Annotated in this window: 13 protein-coding genes; 6 read left to right on the top strand and 7 right to left on the bottom strand. The window is 73.1% G+C overall.

The window, feature by feature from the left end:
* Nucleotides 1-280: 280 nt before the first annotated feature.
* The 3 genes from ACH4VX_RS04435 (at nt 281) to ACH4VX_RS04425 (ending at nt 2,547) form a co-directional block, all read left to right on the top strand.
* A complete protein-coding gene (locus tag ACH4VX_RS04435; RefSeq protein WP_398365824.1) occupies nt 281-934 on the top strand; it encodes a TetR/AcrR family transcriptional regulator in 654 nt (217 codons plus the stop codon).
* A gap of 28 nt (nt 935-962) precedes the next feature.
* Nucleotides 963-1,277, top strand: a complete 315-nt coding sequence (locus ACH4VX_RS04430; RefSeq protein WP_398365823.1) for a hypothetical protein — start codon at nt 963-965, stop codon at nt 1,275-1,277.
* 103 nt (nt 1,278-1,380) lie between these two features.
* On the top strand, nt 1,381-2,547 hold the full coding sequence (locus tag ACH4VX_RS04425; protein ID WP_398365822.1) for an NlpC/P60 family protein: 1,167 nt from the start codon (nt 1,381-1,383) through the stop codon (nt 2,545-2,547).
* Here the strand turns inward: ACH4VX_RS04425 and ACH4VX_RS04420 are convergent.
* The 5 genes from ACH4VX_RS04420 to ACH4VX_RS04400 are packed head-to-tail and all read right to left on the bottom strand — an operon-like array spanning nt 2,511 to nt 8,917.
* Complete coding sequence (locus ACH4VX_RS04420) at nt 2,511-3,773, bottom strand: styrene monooxygenase/indole monooxygenase family protein (RefSeq protein ID WP_398365821.1); 1,263 nt, start codon at nt 3,771-3,773, stop codon at nt 2,511-2,513. The two genes, ACH4VX_RS04425 and ACH4VX_RS04420, sit on opposite strands and share 37 nt — an antisense overlap.
* 12 nt (nt 3,774-3,785) lie before the next feature.
* Nucleotides 3,786-4,433 carry a GTP-binding protein gene (locus tag ACH4VX_RS04415; RefSeq protein ID WP_398365820.1) on the bottom strand — a complete coding sequence of 216 codons (648 nt, stop codon included), beginning with the start codon at nt 4,431-4,433 and terminating at the stop codon, nt 3,786-3,788.
* Entirely contained in the window at nt 4,414-4,833 is a 420-nt protein-coding gene (locus ACH4VX_RS04410) for a DUF742 domain-containing protein (RefSeq protein ID WP_398365819.1), read from the bottom strand. The genes ACH4VX_RS04415 and ACH4VX_RS04410 overlap by 20 nt, the downstream gene beginning before the upstream one ends.
* Nucleotides 4,830-5,333, bottom strand: a complete 504-nt coding sequence (locus ACH4VX_RS04405) for a roadblock/LC7 domain-containing protein (protein ID WP_398365818.1) — start codon at nt 5,331-5,333, stop codon at nt 4,830-4,832. Before ACH4VX_RS04405 ends, ACH4VX_RS04410 begins: the two co-directional genes overlap by 4 nt.
* The gene (locus ACH4VX_RS04400) at nt 5,330-8,917 is read right to left on the bottom strand and encodes a nitrate- and nitrite sensing domain-containing protein (protein WP_398365817.1); all 3,588 of its coding nucleotides are present in this window, start codon (nt 8,915-8,917) and stop codon (nt 5,330-5,332) included. Before ACH4VX_RS04400 ends, ACH4VX_RS04405 begins: the two co-directional genes overlap by 4 nt.
* A 407-nt stretch (nt 8,918-9,324) precedes the next feature.
* On the opposite strand from ACH4VX_RS04400, the gene ACH4VX_RS04395 reads away from it, so the two are divergent.
* Nucleotides 9,325-10,119, top strand: coding sequence for a hypothetical protein (locus tag ACH4VX_RS04395; RefSeq protein ID WP_398365816.1), 795 nt, complete (start codon nt 9,325-9,327; stop codon nt 10,117-10,119).
* Between the two features lie 17 nt (nt 10,120-10,136).
* Here ACH4VX_RS04395 and ACH4VX_RS04390 read toward each other — a convergent pair whose 3' ends face one another.
* Nucleotides 10,137-10,631, bottom strand: a complete 495-nt coding sequence (locus ACH4VX_RS04390; RefSeq protein WP_398365815.1) for a MarR family winged helix-turn-helix transcriptional regulator — start codon at nt 10,629-10,631, stop codon at nt 10,137-10,139.
* A 262-nt stretch (nt 10,632-10,893) separates the two neighbouring features.
* On the opposite strand from ACH4VX_RS04390, the gene ACH4VX_RS04385 reads away from it, so the two are divergent.
* Nucleotides 10,894-11,718: a lysozyme gene (locus tag ACH4VX_RS04385; RefSeq protein WP_398365814.1), complete on the top strand. Its 825-nt coding sequence runs from the start codon at nt 10,894-10,896 to the stop codon at nt 11,716-11,718.
* Between the two features lie 72 nt (nt 11,719-11,790).
* Here the strand turns inward: ACH4VX_RS04385 and lon are convergent, their stop codons facing one another.
* On the bottom strand, nt 11,791-14,205 hold the full coding sequence (lon, locus tag ACH4VX_RS04380) for an endopeptidase La (protein ID WP_398365813.1): 2,415 nt from the start codon (nt 14,203-14,205) through the stop codon (nt 11,791-11,793).
* A 179-nt stretch (nt 14,206-14,384) separates the two neighbouring features.
* Here lon and ACH4VX_RS04375 point away from each other — a divergent pair, with 179 nt between their 5' ends.
* Nucleotides 14,385-15,074, top strand: coding sequence for a spermidine synthase (locus ACH4VX_RS04375; protein WP_398365812.1), 690 nt, complete (start codon nt 14,385-14,387; stop codon nt 15,072-15,074).
* Nucleotides 15,075-15,161: the final 87 nt, after the last annotated feature.

The raw sequence follows: 15,161 nt of genomic DNA, 5'->3' as shown, positions 1-15,161 counted from the left end.
AGACAACTCACCGCCACGCGGCGGAGCCGCCGATCGGACACAGCCTCGACGACATCGGCGTGCTGCGCGGCGTCGGAAGGAAGTTGTGGCAGTCGTCCGGGCTACTGGCCTAGGCAGGCACGCCAACGAAACCGATCACACCAGACAACTCACCGCCACGCGGCGGAGCCGCCGATCGGACACAGCCTCGACGACATCGGCGTGCTGCGCGGCGTCGGAAGGAAGTTGTGGCAGTCGTCGGGACTGCTCGCGTAGACGGCCGGACGGTTACCCTGCGGGCATGACCCCGCAGGCCCCCACCCCCGCCTACCGGCGGCTCGGCGTCGAGGAACGCCGCAGCCAGCTGCTCGAGGCCGCACTGTCCCTCTTCGCCCACCGCGCCCCGGAGGACGTCTCCCTGGACGACGTGGCGGAGGCGGCCGGCGTGTCACGTCCCCTGGTGTACCGGTACTTCCCGGGCGGCAAGCAGCAGCTGTACGAGGCGGCCCTGATGTCCGCCGCCGACGAGCTGCGGCACTGCTTCGACGAACCGCACGAGGGCCCGCTGCTGCCCCGGCTGTCCCGGGCCGTCGACCGCTATCTCGCCTTCGTCGACCAGCACGGCACCGGGTTCAGCGCGCTGCTCCAGGGCGGGAGCGTCGTGGAGACCTCCCGTACGACCGCCCTCGTGGACGGCGTGCGGCGGGCCGCCGCCGAGCACATCCTCAGCCATCTCGGGGTCGCCGGGCCCGGCCCCCGGCTGCGGATGACGATCCGGATGTGGATCACCGCCGTGGAGGCGGCCTCGCTGATCTGGCTCGACGAGGACAAGCAGCCGCCCCTCGACGAACTGCGGGACTGGCTCGTGGAGCAGTTCGTGGCGGTGCTGACGGTGACCGCGCGGCGCGACGCGCAGACCGATGCCCTGGTGCAGGCGCTGGCCGCGGACCTCTGACGGCCCGCGCATCACCGACACTGGGGGCGTGAAGAGCGAAGACACCCCGTTCGAGGGCGGGCCCATGGACGGGCGCGTCCTGCCCGTGCTGCTGGGCATCACCGGGCATCCGCCGAAGACGTACCGCATTCCCGTCCCGGCCCCGGACGGCGGCCCGCCCACCGTGCTGGTCTACCGGCGGGTGCCCCGGGCACAGAGCGCGCGGACCGGGCTGACCCGGGGCTGGAAGTACCTGTACGACCCCACGGGGCGGGCCGGCGACGGCCGGAAGTGGCCGTGGTCGAGGCCCGCGCCCGATCCAGACGCCACGCCGAAGGGCAAGCCGGACGACGCCGACGGGTGACCGGGTTGCGCCGAACCGCGCACACTCGGCGAGCGGACCGCGCACACCCGCCTGATGCTCGCGATGCGGAGCGGACGAGCCGCCCCGCGTCGGAGGTGATGGAGTGTCAGGAAAGCTTCTGCGTCTGGTGTGTACGGCGGCGCTGGCGGCCGGTGCCGCCCTCGCGCCCGCGCCCGCGGCGGCCGCCCCGGAACCGGGCGGCGGCACCGGCGAGCGCTCCGTCGCCGAGCTGCTGACGGAGCTTCAGACCCTGTACCGGGAGGCCGAGAAGGCCACCGAGACCCACAACGCCACCGAGGGACGGTTGAAGAGGCAGCGCGCCGAGACCGAGCGCCTGGACCGGGCCCTCGCCCGCACCCGGCTCTCCCTGCACGACAGCCGGGGCGCCGCCGGACGGCTGGCCCGGCAGCAGTACCAGAGCGTCACCGGCATCTCCCCGTACGTACGGCTGCTGCTGCTCGCGCGCGATCCGCAGCGCGCGCTCGACCAGGGGCATGTGATCGGCCGGCTGGCGCGGGAGCGGGCTCAGACGGTGGGCCGGCTGACCGGCGACGAGAAGGAGGCGGACGCGCTGGCCCGCCGGGCGCGCAAGGCCCTCGACGCCCGGCTCGCCCTCACCGAGCGGCGCAGGAAGGAGCGGGACGAGGTCCGCGAACGGCTCCACGCGGTCGAGGAACTGCTCGCCTCGCTCACCGCCGAGCAGCTCACCGCGCTGGCCGAGCTGGAGCGGAACACGGTGGCCGAGGCGCAGGAGGAGCTGGTGGCCTCCGGCGCGCTGGGCCGTGGCGGCACCCCTCCCTCGGCGGCGGGCGAACGGGCCGTGCGCTACGCCGTGGAGCAGCTCGGGAAGCCGTACGAGTGGGGCGCGGAGGGGCCCGCCGCGTACGACTGCTCGGGGCTGACGTCGAAGGCGTGGGGCGCCGCCGGGACGCCGGTCCCCCGGACCAGCCAGGAGCAGTGGGCACGGCTGGAGCGGGTACCGCTGGCGGAGCTGCGGCCGGGGGACCTCGTCGTGTACTTCCCGGAGGCCACGCATGTCGCCCTGTACCTCGGCGACGGCATGGTGGTGCAGGCGCCCCGCCCCGGCGCGCGGATCAAGGTCTCCCCGATCGCGGCCAACCCGGTGCTGGGCGCCGTACGCCCCGACCCGGCCGGGGAGCCCGTACGGCGGTACGTGCCGCCGGAGCTCCCCGAAGGGGCGGCGGAGGGGTCCGACGAGGGGTACGCCCCCGCTCACGCGCCGGACGCGCCCGAGACCTCCATCAGGTAGCCCTCGGTCTTCTTCGGGTCGTAGAAGTAGTTCTCGAAGTCGGCCGGGTCGTTGAAGCCGTTGGCGAACCGGTCCGCGACGGGCTGGAGCTGCCCGGCGGCGCCGAGGAGGTCGAGGATGTGCTCCGGCGGCGGGGCGAGCATGGCGTTCGTCCACTTGGTGACGTGCCGGGCCGTCTCCCAGTAGCGGTCGAAGGTCCCCCGCATCCATGCCTCGTCGAACTCCTTCTCCCCGTGCTCCACGATCGAGGCGAGGTAGGAGGCGGCGCACTTGGACGCCGAGTTGGAGCCCTGGCCGGTGATCGGGTCGTTGGCGACGACCACGTCGGCCACGCCGAGGACCAGTCCGCCGCCGGGCAGCCGGCCGATCGGGTTGCGGACGGTGGGGGCGTAGCGGCCGGCGAGGGTGCCGCCGGCGTCGGTCAGTTCGACCTCGGTGGCCCGCGCGTACTCCCAGGGGAGGAACCTCTCCATGAGTTCCAGGGTCAGGGAGAGGTGCTCCGCCGGGTCCTTGACGTCCTTGAAGGCGTCCAGCGGGCCGCCGGGTACGCCCTCCCAGAACAGGATGTCGGCGCGGCCCGAGGTGGTGAACGTCGGCATGACGAACATCTCGCCGACACCGGGGACCAGGTTGCAGCGGACCGCCTCCATGTCCGGGTGCTCCGGACGCGGGCCGAGGCCGTGGACGTAGGCGACGGCGAGGGCGCGCTGCGGCTCGCTGTACGGGGACCTCTCCGGGTCGCGGGCGAACATCTGCACCAGCTCGCCCTTGCCCGCCGAGACGAGCACGAGGTCGTACGTGCGGGAGAAGTAGTCGAGGTCGCCGACCGCCGCGCCGTGGATGACCAGCTGGCCGCCGCGCTGGGCGAAGGTCTCCATCCAGCCGGCCATCTTCACGCGCTGGTCGACCGACTGCGCGAACCCGTCGAGCCGGCCCACCCAGTCGATGGCGCGCTGCGACGGGCCCGGGTCGAAGGAGCCGGGGGCCGCGACCGAGACGCCGAGTCCTTCGATCCTCGGGGCCTGGGACTCCCAGAAGTTCAGCTGGAGATCGCGCTCGTGCTGCAGGGCGGTGTGGAACATGCACTGCGTCGACATCACCCGTCCGGTGCGGATCTCGTCCGCGGTCCGGTTGGACATCAGGGTGACCTCGTACCCGTGCGACTGGAGGCCGAGGGCGAGCTGGAGACCGGACTGGCCGGCTCCGACGACGAGTATCTTCCGCATACGGGGACGCTCCTAAGAGGGCTGCTCGGGGGTTTCGTCGAGCGCGTGGCCCACGAGGGACAAGAGGGTCTCGATGACCGAGATCCGGCGGCGCGCATCCATGATCATTACAGGTATGTGCGCGGGGATCGTCAACGCCTCCCGCACGTCCTCGGCGTCGAACCGCTCACTGTCGTCGAAGTGGTTGACCGCGACGACGTACGGCAGTCCGCAGCTCTCGAAGTAGTCCAGCGCCGGCCAGCAGTCCTTCAGGCGGCGGGTGTCGGCCATGACGACGGCGCCGATCGCGCCGCGCACCAGGTCGTCCCACATGAACCAGAACCGCTGCTGGCCCGGCGTGCCGAACAGGTAGAGCACCAGGTCGTCGTCGAGCGTGATCCGGCCGAAGTCCATGGCCACGGTGGTGGTCATCTTGCCGGGCGTGGCGGTGAGGTCGTCGGTGCCCTCGCTCGCCTCGGTCATCAGCGCCTCGGTCTGCAGGGGCGTGATCTCCGAGACGGAGGTGACCAGCGTGGTCTTGCCCACGGCGAAACCGCCCGCCACCACTATCTTCGTGGCGACGGGTGCGCGGGTGCGGTCCGTCTGCCAGGGCAGCAGGGGCTCGTCGCCCTCGACGAGCGGGGAGACGCCGTGAGCGGCGTCAGAGACGACGGAGTCCACTCAGCACCCTTTCCAGCAACGCGCGGTCCGGGCGGCCCGTGCCGTGGCCGGTTCCCGTTCCGTGGACACGGATCCTTCCCTGGTCCGCGAGGTCGCTCAGGAGGACGCGGACCACGCCGAGCGGCATCTTCAGCAGCGCGGCGATCTCGGCCACCGTTCGCATACGGCGGCACAGTTCGACGATGGCCCGCATCTCCGGCATCACGCGGGAGGTGAGGTTGCCGTTCGTCAGTTCCCTGCGCTCCTCGGCGGCTTCGAGCGCGGCGGTGGCGCCGACGAACGTCTCGACGAGCAGGACGTGGCCGAAACGGGTACGGCCGCCGGTGAGCGAGTAGGGGCGGACCCGGGCGGGTTTGCGGTCGCCGCCGCGGACCGGGAGCTGTTTCCTGGACCTGCTCATCGGGGACTCCCGGTGGACTCGTTCTCCAGGGACTGGCGCAGCTCGCTGCGGAGCTCCGGGGTCAGGACATGGCCGGCGCGGCCGACGAACAGGGCCATGTGGTACGCCACCACGCTCATGTCGCAGTCCGCGGAGCCGTGCACACCGAGCAGGGAGCCGTCGCTGATGGCCATCACGAACAGGCTGCCCTCGTCCATCGCCACCATCGTGTGCTTGACCGGACCGAAGTCCATCAGCTTCGAGGCGCCGACGGTGAGGCTGCCGATGCCGGAGACGACGGTGGCCAGGTCGGCGGCGGAGCCGCGGGGGCCGGTGCGCTTCGCGCTCCGCGCGTCGCGGGCCCCGTCGTTGTGGGAGTCGTCGGAGGACAGCAGGAGCAGGCCGTCGGAGGAGACGACCGCGACGGAGCGGATGCCGGGCACCTCCTCGACGAGGTTGCTCAACAGCCAGTGCAGGTTGCGGGCCTCACTGCTCAGTCCGACAGTACTGGGCGCGGTCAACTGCTTGCCTCCTCGACTGTGCCCCCCGTGGTCTCTTCGGATGTGGCGGCCGGGTCGGACGGTGCCTGGTGGCCACCGGTCCGTTCGGCGAGTTCCGCCTCGACGTCCCGGCGCCCGGCGTCCGCCCCCCGACGGAAACCACCGAGCCGGCGGCGCAGGACCTCGGCGTCCACGGACCCGGTACGCGGGCGCGGGGCCGCGGCGGGCGCGGTGATCCTCGGCGTGCGCTTGGGCAACCCCTTGGCCGTCACCGGCTCCTCGCCCCCGTCCCCGTCGGCAACACGCGCGTGCTCCGCGCCGATGCCGCCCTCGGCCCCGGCGCCCGGCCGCCGCGCCGGTCCCCCGGCATCGGCTGCGGGGTCGGCCCCGGACACCGTGTCCACTGCGGGCCGGTCCTCGGACCCGGCGTCCGCTCCGGCGTAACCCCCGGATCCTGCGTCCGTACCGGGGCGGGCCCCGGGCACCGTGTCCACTGCGGGCCGGCCCTCGGACCCGGCGTCCGCTGCGGCATACCCCTCGGACCCGGCGTCCGCCGCGGGTACGTCCTTGTGGGCCGCGGCCGGGTGGGCGGCGTCGTCCGTGTCCTCGCCGGCCGGCCGGCTCGCGGCACCGGAAGGGGCCTCCTCGTCTCCGGCCGCGTGGCCGGCGCCCGGGCGGACGGCGTCGTCCGTGCCCACGCCGAACGGCTGCGGAGCAGCGCCCGCGGCCCCGGACGAGGCATCGTTTCCGCCCGCGTGACCCGCCCCCGGGCGAACGCTCCCGCCCTCCGGCCGACCAACGGCACCGGCACCGGCACCGGTCTCGGCTGCCTCTCCGGCACCGGCCTCGGCACGGGTGGTGGCGTCGGTCCCGGCTCCTCGGGCTCCGGGGACGACCATGCGTTCGGTGTGGTCGGCGCCGGTCCCGTGGTCCCGGACGGCTTCCGGCTCGTCGGCCGCCTCCGGCTGGGCCGGGATCAGCAGCTCCATCGTGACCTCGGCGGGCCGCTCGGCGGGCGCGTCGGTGCCCACCGCGTCCGCGGACCCGGCCTCACGGCCCGGCGCGGCATCGCCCGCGCGCTCCTCCGCGGGCGCGCCCCCATTCGGCACCGGCTCCGTCGGCCCGCCCGGCGCGGCACCCTCCGCAGCGGCCTCCGCCGACTCGCCCGCGTGACCCGGCGCGTCATCCTCCGCACGGCTGCCCCCGCCGGCCTCGGACTCGTCCCCGACGTCCGGCGCCGTCCCCCGCGGACCGCCCGGCGCGGCATCCTCCGCGGGCTGCCCGGCAGGGCCCGTCGACTCGTTCCCGGGGTCCGGCGCGGAGGCGTCCGCGCCACCCGGTGCCGGCGTCTCCCCGCCGGACGAGCCCTGGTGGCGTACCGCCTTCTCCGCCAGGGCGACCAGCGGGTCGTCCGACTGCGTGCGGCCGTGGAGGACGTTGGAGTTGGCCTCGGCGCCGGCGCCCGGGAGGGAGTACGCGGGGGTGCCGCCGGCGACGGACGCGGGGACCGCGTCAGGGGTGGCGGGCGCCAGAAGGGGGTCGGGGAGAACGACGACCGCGGCGATGCCGCCCTGCTTCTGCTCGCGCAGCCGGACCCGCACCCCGTGCCGGTGGGCGAGCCGGGCCACGACGTACAGGCCGAGGCCGAGACCGTCCTCGGCCTCCGCGTCGTACGTGACCTCCGGGTCGAAGTGGGACAGCCGGGAGTTGAGCCGCTCCAGCCGCTCCCCGGTCATGCCGATGCCCTCGTCCTGGACCGAGAGCATGACCTCGCCGTTCTCCAGCAACCAGCCGGAGACCTCGACGGGCAGGTCGGGCGGGGAGAACGAGGTGGCGTTCTCCATGAGTTCGGCCAGCAGGTGGGACAGGTCGTCCGCGGCGAACCCGGCGATGTGCGCGTGCGGCGGCAGCGCGGCGATACGGACCCGCTCGTACCGCTCGATCTCGCTGACCGCGGCCCGTACGACGTCCACCAGCGGCACCGGACCCGCCGTGTGCTGCACGTGCTCGGTGCCGGCGAGGACGAGGAGGTTCTCACTGTGCCGGCGCATGACCGTGGCGAAGTGGTCGAGCTTGAACAGGGTGGCCAGCCGGTCCGGGTCGTCCTCCCGCTCCTCCAGTCCCTCGATGATGCCGAGCTGACGCTCGACCAGTCCGAGGGTGCGCAGGGCGAGGCTGACGAACGTACCGCCGATGCCGGTGCGCAGCCGCTCCAGGTGGGCCGCGGACTCGGCCAGCTCGGTGCGCAGTTCCTCGCGGGCGTCGGCCATCTTCTGCCGCTGGCCGACGAGGTGCTTGCGGTCGGCCTCCAGTGTGGCGATCCGCTCGGCGAGGGCGGCGGCGTGCGCGTGGAGGGCGTTGACGGAACGGACGACCTGGGCGAACTCGTCGTTGCGGCCGGTGAAGGCGACCGGCTCCTGGCCGGCGGGGTCCTCCGCCTCGGCGAGGCGGGCGGAGCCCCGGCGCAGCACCGACAGCGGACGCGTCAGGGTGCGGGCCATCGCGGTGGCGACGCCGATCGCGAGCAGCATCAGGGCGCCGAGGGCGGCGATCCGGATCTCCAGCGCGGTGACGTCGTCGTCGCGCAGCTGGGCGAGGTCCTTGGTGCGCTTGTCGAAGAGGGCCGACTCCACCCCGCGCATCGTCTCGATCCGCGCGGTGAGCGCGGCCCCCAGCTTCTTGACGCTGGTGTCGAGGTCGTCGTCGGAGAGCGTCGGCTCGTCGGTGAGGCGTGCCAGGTACTTCTCGGCGGTCTCGACCTCGGGGCCGGTGACCGTGGAGTCGTAGGAGCCGCGGGCGGTCTCGGGCGCGGTCTCGCGGAAGTCGGCGAGGGCCGCGTCGGAGCGCAGCCGGGCCTGGAGCGCGGCGGTGGTCAGCGCGTCGCGCCGCTCGGTGTCGGCGTCCGAGGAGCTGGTGGTGGTGGACGGCAGGCCGGTGATCGGGTCGATCACGGTCTGGGTGGTGCTCGGCACGTTCAGCGCGGCGAGCAGCAGTCCGCGGGTGGCGGCGGCCTGCTGGACGGCGGAGTCCAGCTCGGTGAGCGCATAGGCGCCCGAGCTCGCGCGGGGCGGGGTCCGCTCCGCCAGCTGTTCGGCGAGCCGGTGCAGTCGCGTGATGGCGGTGGAGTACGCCTGATGCGCTTCGAGAGCACTGCTCTTGCCCGTGAGCGCCGCTCTGCGTACGGTCGCGACGGCGTCGAGGCCGTCGCGCAGCTCCTGCGCGATGTCGGTGTCGGCGCGCAGTTCCTCGACCTGCCGGTCGACGCGGGCGCTGTGCTCCTCGGAGGGCGCCTTGGACTTGGGGCGGCCGGCCGCGATGTAGGGGACGACCTCGTCGCGCTCGTCGGCGAGGGAGTGCGCCAGGGTGAGGGCGTCCTGGGTCTGCTCGGCGAGCGTCACCAGGTCCTGCGAGTCCTTGAGCTGCCCGGAGGCCGCGAGAACGGTGGGTGCCCCGGCCGCGGCGATCGTGGCGGCCACCACGGCCACGGCGACGATGAGCCGGTTGCGTACGTGCGTGGGGCGGCCCCTGCCGACGCCTGTCGTCCGCTCCGCGTCCCCCGTGGGGGCCGTCTGCTTGCCTTTGCGACGAGGCCGCGACTTCTGCACCGGTGCTCGCATTCCTGACTCGTGTACCCGTGGGTCCGGGTGACGCTCCGTCAACGGGTGCGGGCGTTCACCCCGAGCTCTTGACCGCGCTCGGACAGCGAGGCGCCCCCATCGCTCCCCGACCCTCCCAGTGACGGTGGACAGTGGATGCGCATCACCTGACCCGCCACTCGAAGGAGTGAACCCCGGAGGTGAGTTGAGGGGCAAGTTCCGCCGCCTCCCGCAGCGGCCCTGTGCGGCACGCCGGTTGGACGTCTGCGGCGGGCGGTGGCAATATTCGCCGCCACGTCTTCCCGGAGCGCTGCATTCCCTCCCAAACCAGGCGCCTGACCTGCGCGGCCGCACGGATCCGACGACCGGCGAGGGTCTTTCGCGGCCCTTGTGGAGGGCTCGTGCAGACTGGCGGGATGCGTACGGAGCTTGTCTCGGAGCCCGGTGATCCCGGCCGCTCCAACGAGGACTTCGCGGGCGTCGGGCTTCCGGCCTCCGGACAGGGCGGTTCGCTCGTGGTGCTGGACGGGGTCACGCCGCCGGCGGACGGCGGCGGATGCCTGCATTCCGTGCCCTGGTTCACCGCGCGGCTGGGCGGGGCGCTGACCGAACTGACCGTTTCCCTCCCGGATGTCCCCCTGGCCGAGCTGCTGTCCCGGGCCCTCGCGCGTACCGCCGGGAGCCACGCGGCGACCTGTGACCTTTCTCACCCCCGTACGCCACAGGCGACGGTGGTGCTGGCCCGCTGGTCACCGGCCTCGGTGGACTACCTGGTGCTGTCCGACTCGGTCCTGCTCGTCGAGTCCCCCGGCGGCCCGGTCACCCCGCTGCTGGACGACCGGCTGGACCGGCTGCCCCGCTCGGCCCTGGCCTCCCACACCCTGGTGGACACCACGCTGCGCAACAAGGAGGGCGGCTTCTTCACGGCGGCGGCGGACCCCTCGGTGGCCTCCCGCGCGGTCACCGGTTCGCTGCCGCGCGAGGAGGTGCGCGCCCTGGCCGCGCTGACGGACGGCGCGGCGCGCTGGGTGGAGCGGTTCCACGAGGGCGGCTGGGCGGACTGTCTCACCCTGGTCCGCAAGGAGGGCGCCCGGTCCCTGGTGGACCGCGTACGGACCCTGGAACGGGCGGACGCGGACCGGACACCGCCGCGCCGCGGCAAGAGGCACGACGACGCGACGGTGGTGTACGCCGAGCTGTCACCCCGTTAGCGGTATCCCCTACGGGGTCACTTCTCCATGCCGCGGTTCAGCTGGTTCAGCAGCCGGGCGAGTTCCGTGACCTCGGCGGGGTTCCAGTCGGCGAGCCGGCCGGCGTAGCGCGCGCGGCGGGCCTCGCGGACCCTGCGGACCCGTTCGTGGCCCTCCCGCGTGAGGGCGATCAGCCAGGCGCGGCCGTCGGCGGGGTCCGGCTCGCGGGCGACGAGGCCGAGCTCCTCCAGCGCGCGCAGCTGGCGCGACATCGTCGCCTTGCCGACGCCGATGTAGGCGGCGAGCTCGGTGGCCCGCTGCCGGCCGCACTCATCCAGACGGACCAGCAGCCCGTACGCGGACGGCTCCAGGTCGGGGTGGACCGCGCGGGCCATCTCCCCCTGGCTGGCCCGTGCGCGCCGCAGCAGCACCGTCAACTCGCGTTCCAGTGCGAGGAATCCGGGCTGGTCCACGCCCGGCACGGGCTCCGGGGAGGCGGCACCCTCCTCGTCGCGGTGTCCCTGTTCGTGCACGTCTGCCCCTGCTTCGGTTTTCCGGTTCTGAAAGTTTCCCGCCGAGTGGCGACGTCGCCGCAGCTCCACCAGTATTTCGCAGGCGTGGACCAACGGCAGCGGGGGGCACCTCCCACGTCTTTCAGGCAGTGGGGAGGACGCCCCGCCCTCGTCGTGGTCCACGTGCGCAGTTTCCTTACCAGGCGATTGCGCGGCATGCCCGCCACATGGGACATGGGTCACATTCCGGGTTCGCCCCACACCGACCTTTCGGAGATGCGTCATGCCTGTGCACAGATCCGGCCTTCCCCGCATACGCGCGCTCGCGACCGCCGGCGCGGTCCTGCTCGCGGTGCTCTCCCTCCCCCGCACGGCCGTCTCGGCCGAGTCCGCTCCCAGTGCCCCTCCGCGCGGCTCCGCCCACATGGGCATGGGCGTGCTCGCCCACGACGGCCGCGCCGGTCTCCCCACCGCCCGCTCCGCCCAGACGGAGGGGGTGGACGTCTCCAGCCACCAGGGCGACGTCGCCTGGACGACCCTGTGGAACAGCGGGGTCCGCTGGGCCTACGCCAAGGCCACGGAGGGGACGTACTACACCAACCCGTACCACTCCCAGCAGTACGACGGCTCCTACGACGTCGGCATGATCCGCGGCGCCTATCACTTCGGCACGCCCGACACGGCGAGCGGCGCCGCCCAGGCCGACTACTTCGTCAGCCGCGGCGGCGGCTGGTCCGCCGACGGACGGACCCTGCCGGGCGTGCTCGACATCGAGTGGAACCCGTACGGCGACGCCTGCTACGGCAAGTCGCAGAGCGCGATGGTGAGCTGGATCCGCGACTTCCTGGACCAGTACCGGTACCGCACCGGCCGGGCCGCCGTCCTCTACACGGCCACCAGCTGGTGGAAGCAGTGCACCGGCGACTACGCCGGCTTCGCCGCAACCACTCCGCTGTGGATCGCCCGGTACGCCTCCACCGCGGGCGAACTGCCCGCCGGCTGGAGCGCGTACACGATGTGGCAGTACACCTCGACCGGCCCGACCGTCGGGGACCACGACCGCTTCAACGGCACCCTCGACCGGGTACGGGCCCTTGCGCTGGGCTGATCCGCGCCGGCCATGGTGAAGGCCCGGACCTTCCTGCACGGGGCCCGGGCCTCCCTCATCCGGCCGCGTCCGTCACGCCGCGACCGGAACCTCGGGCGCCGCGCCGTTGGTGGCCGGCGACAGCGCCAGTTCCAGGACCTGGCGGACGTCGGTGACGGCGTGGACGTCGAGCTTGTCCAGCACCTCCGCCGGGACGTCGTCCAGGTCGGGCTCGTTGCGCTTGGGGATGACGACGGTGGTGATCCCCGCGCGGTGCGCGGCGAGCAGCTTCTGCTTCACCCCGCCGATCGGCAGCACCCGTCCGGTCAGCGAGACCTCACCGGTCATCGCCACGTCCGTACGGACCGGCCGTCCGGAGAGCAGCGAGGCCAGGGCGGTGGTCATCGTGACGCCCGCGCTCGGGCCGTCCTTGGGCACCGCGCCCGCCGGGAAGTGGATGTGCACGCCCCGGTCCTTCAGGTCGCCCACCGGGAGCTCCAGTTCGGCGCCGTGACTGCGCAGGAAGCTCAGCGCGATCTGCGCGGACTCCTTCATCACGTCACCCAGCTGGCCGGTCAGGGTCAGCCCCGCCGCGCCCGTCTCCGGGTCGGCCAGGGACGCCTCCACGTAGAGGACGTCTCCGCCGGCGCCGGTCACCGCGAGCCCGGTGGCGACGCCGGGGACGGCGGTGCGGCGCTCGGCCGGGTCCTGGGCGGACTCGGGCACGTGGTGCGGCCGACCGATCAGTCCCCGCAGGTCGTCCCCGGTCACGGTGAAGGGCAGCTTCCGCTCACCCAGTTCGTGCTGGGCCGCGACCTTGCGCAGCAGCCGTGCGATGGACCGCTCCAGGGTGCGCACGCCCGCCTCGCGCGTGTACTCGCCGGCCAGCTTGCGCAGCGCGCCCTCGTCGATCGTGACCTCTTCCCCGTCCAGCCCGGCCCGCTCCAGCTGGCGCGGGAGCAGGTGGTCGCGGGCGATGACGACCTTCTCGTCCTCGGTGTAACCGTCGAGGCGGACCAGCTCCATACGGTCGAGCAGGGCCTCCGGGATGGCTTCCAGGACGTTGGCCGTCGCGAGGAACACGACGTCGGACAGGTCGAGCTCGACCTCCAGGTAGTGGTCCCGGAAGGTGTGGTTCTGCGCCGGGTCGAGGACCTCGAGGAGCGCGGCGGCCGGGTCGCCCCGGAAGTCCGACCCCACCTTGTCGATCTCGTCGAGGAGCACGACCGGGTTCATCGACCCGGCCTCCTTGATCGCCCGCACGATCCGGCCGGGCAGGGCACCGACGTACGTACGGCGGTGGCCGCGGATCTCGGCCTCGTCGCGGACGCCACCGAGGGCGACGCGGACGAATTTGCGGCCCATCGCGTGGGCGACGGACTCGCCGAGGCTGGTCTTGCCGACGCCGGGCGGGCCGACGAGGGCGAGCACGGCGCCGCCGCGCCGTCCGCCGACGACGCCCAGGCCCCGGTCGCCGCGCCGTTTGCGCACCGCCAGGTACTCGGTGATCCGCTCCTTCACGTCCGCCAGGCCCGCGTGCTCGGCGTCCAGGACCGCCTGGGCGCCCCGGATGTCGTAGGCGTCCTCGGTGCGCTCGTTCCACGGCAGCTCCAGGACCGTGTCGAGCCAGGTGCGGATCCAGGAGCCCTCGGGCGACTGGTCGGAGGACCGCTCCAGCTTGTCGACCTCCTTGAGCGCGGCCTCGCGGACCTTCTCCGGCAGGTCGGCGGCCTCGACGCGGGCGCGGTAGTCGTCGGACTCCTCACCCTCCTGCTCACCGTTGAGTTCCCGCAGTTCCTTGCGTACGGCTTCGAGCTGGCGGCGCAGCAGGAACTCGCGCTGCTGCTTGTCGACGCCCTCCTGGACGTCCTTGGCGATGGTCTCGGCGACGTCCTGCTCGGCGAGGTGGTCGCGCAGTTGCTGGGTGGCGAGCTTCAGCCGGGCCACCGGGTCGGTGGTCTCCAGCAGGGCGACCTTCTGCTCGGTGGTCAGGAACGGCGAGTAGCCGGAGTTGTCGGCGAGCGCGGAGACGTCGTCGATGGCCTGGACCCGGTCGACGACCTGCCAGGCACCTCGCTTGCGCAGCCAGGCGGTGGCGAGCGCCTTGTACTCCTTGACGAGTTCGGTCACGTGACCGGGCAACGGGTCCGGCACGCTCTCGTCGATGCGGGTGCCCTCCACCCACAGCGCCGCGCCCGGCCCGGTCGTCCCGGCGCCGATGCGCACGCGGCCCCGGCCGCGGATCAGGGCGCCCGGATCGCCGTCGGCCAGCCTGCCGACCTGCTCGACCGTGCCCAGCACGCCGGTACCGGCGTAGGTCCCGTCGACGCGTGGTACCAGCAGCACCCTGGGCTTCCCCGCCTCGGTCCGGGCGGCGGCCTGGGCGGCCTCCACCGCGGCGCGCACCTCGGAATCGCTCAGGTCCAGCGGAACCACCATCCCGGGCAGCACGACCTCGTCATCGAGCGGCAGCACTGGCAGGGCGAGCGGTGTGGACTCAGCAGCCATGATCTCCCCTTCGGCAGTCAAGTTGAGCTATGCCGACTCAATGCACGTGAGCCGCCGAATGTTCCCACAGTCGCGTTCGCTCTGAGCGATCACCTTTCCGGGCGCGGAAGACCGTGGTCGCCGCCATGGGGCACCTCCCGGGCCTTCGGCACCGGGGAGGAAGCTGCCAGGATGAACGCATGTCCACCCCGTACGACATTCCCGAACCTCCCGAAGTCCTGGACCGCCGCGAGGGCCCGTACGGCGAGGTCGTGCTGCGCAGGCACGGTGACCTGCTGCAGATCATCGCCAACGGCTGCTTCCTGATGGACACCTCCGACGGCCGTTCGGAACGGCGGCTCGTCGACGCCGCCCTGGCCGCCCTCGACGCGCGCGCGGCGAACCCGCACGTCCTGATCGGCGGCCTCGGGGTCGGCTTCTCGCTCGCACACGCCGCCGGGCAGCCCCGCTGGGGGCGGATCGCCGTGGTGGAACGCGAACCGGCCGTCATCGGATGGCACCGCGGGGGACCGCTGGCCGGGCTCTCCGCGCGGGCCCTCGCCGACCCGCGTACGGAGATCATCGAGACGGATCTCGTCCGTTACCTCGATGAGACGTCGGACACGTTCGACGCGCTCTGCCTCGACATCGACAACGGGCCCGGCTGGACCGTCACCGAGGACAACGACGGGCTCTACTCGGTGGTCGGACTGGCCGCCTGCACAAGGGTGTTGAGGCCGGGCGGGGTACTCGCCGTGTGGTCGGCGAAGCCGTCACCGGAATTCGAGGGAACCTTGCGGAATGCCGGGTTCCAACAGGTGCGTACCGAAGAGATCCCCGTTGCCCGGGGCGTTCCGGACGTCGTGCACATCGGCGTCCGCCCTGGATAGCAAAGGCGCGGTGACTCCCCGTACGCTGCTGCCCTGACGCGGATCATTCAAGCGTCAATCGCAGTGATGCGCAGACGACGGATCACC

It is taken from the genome of Streptomyces sp. NPDC020731, assembly GCF_044334705.1.
Taxonomy (GTDB): domain Bacteria; phylum Actinomycetota; class Actinomycetes; order Streptomycetales; family Streptomycetaceae; genus Streptomyces.
Note: the sequence above shows the minus strand (reverse complement) of the source record. Positions and strands in the feature narration are given on the sequence as shown.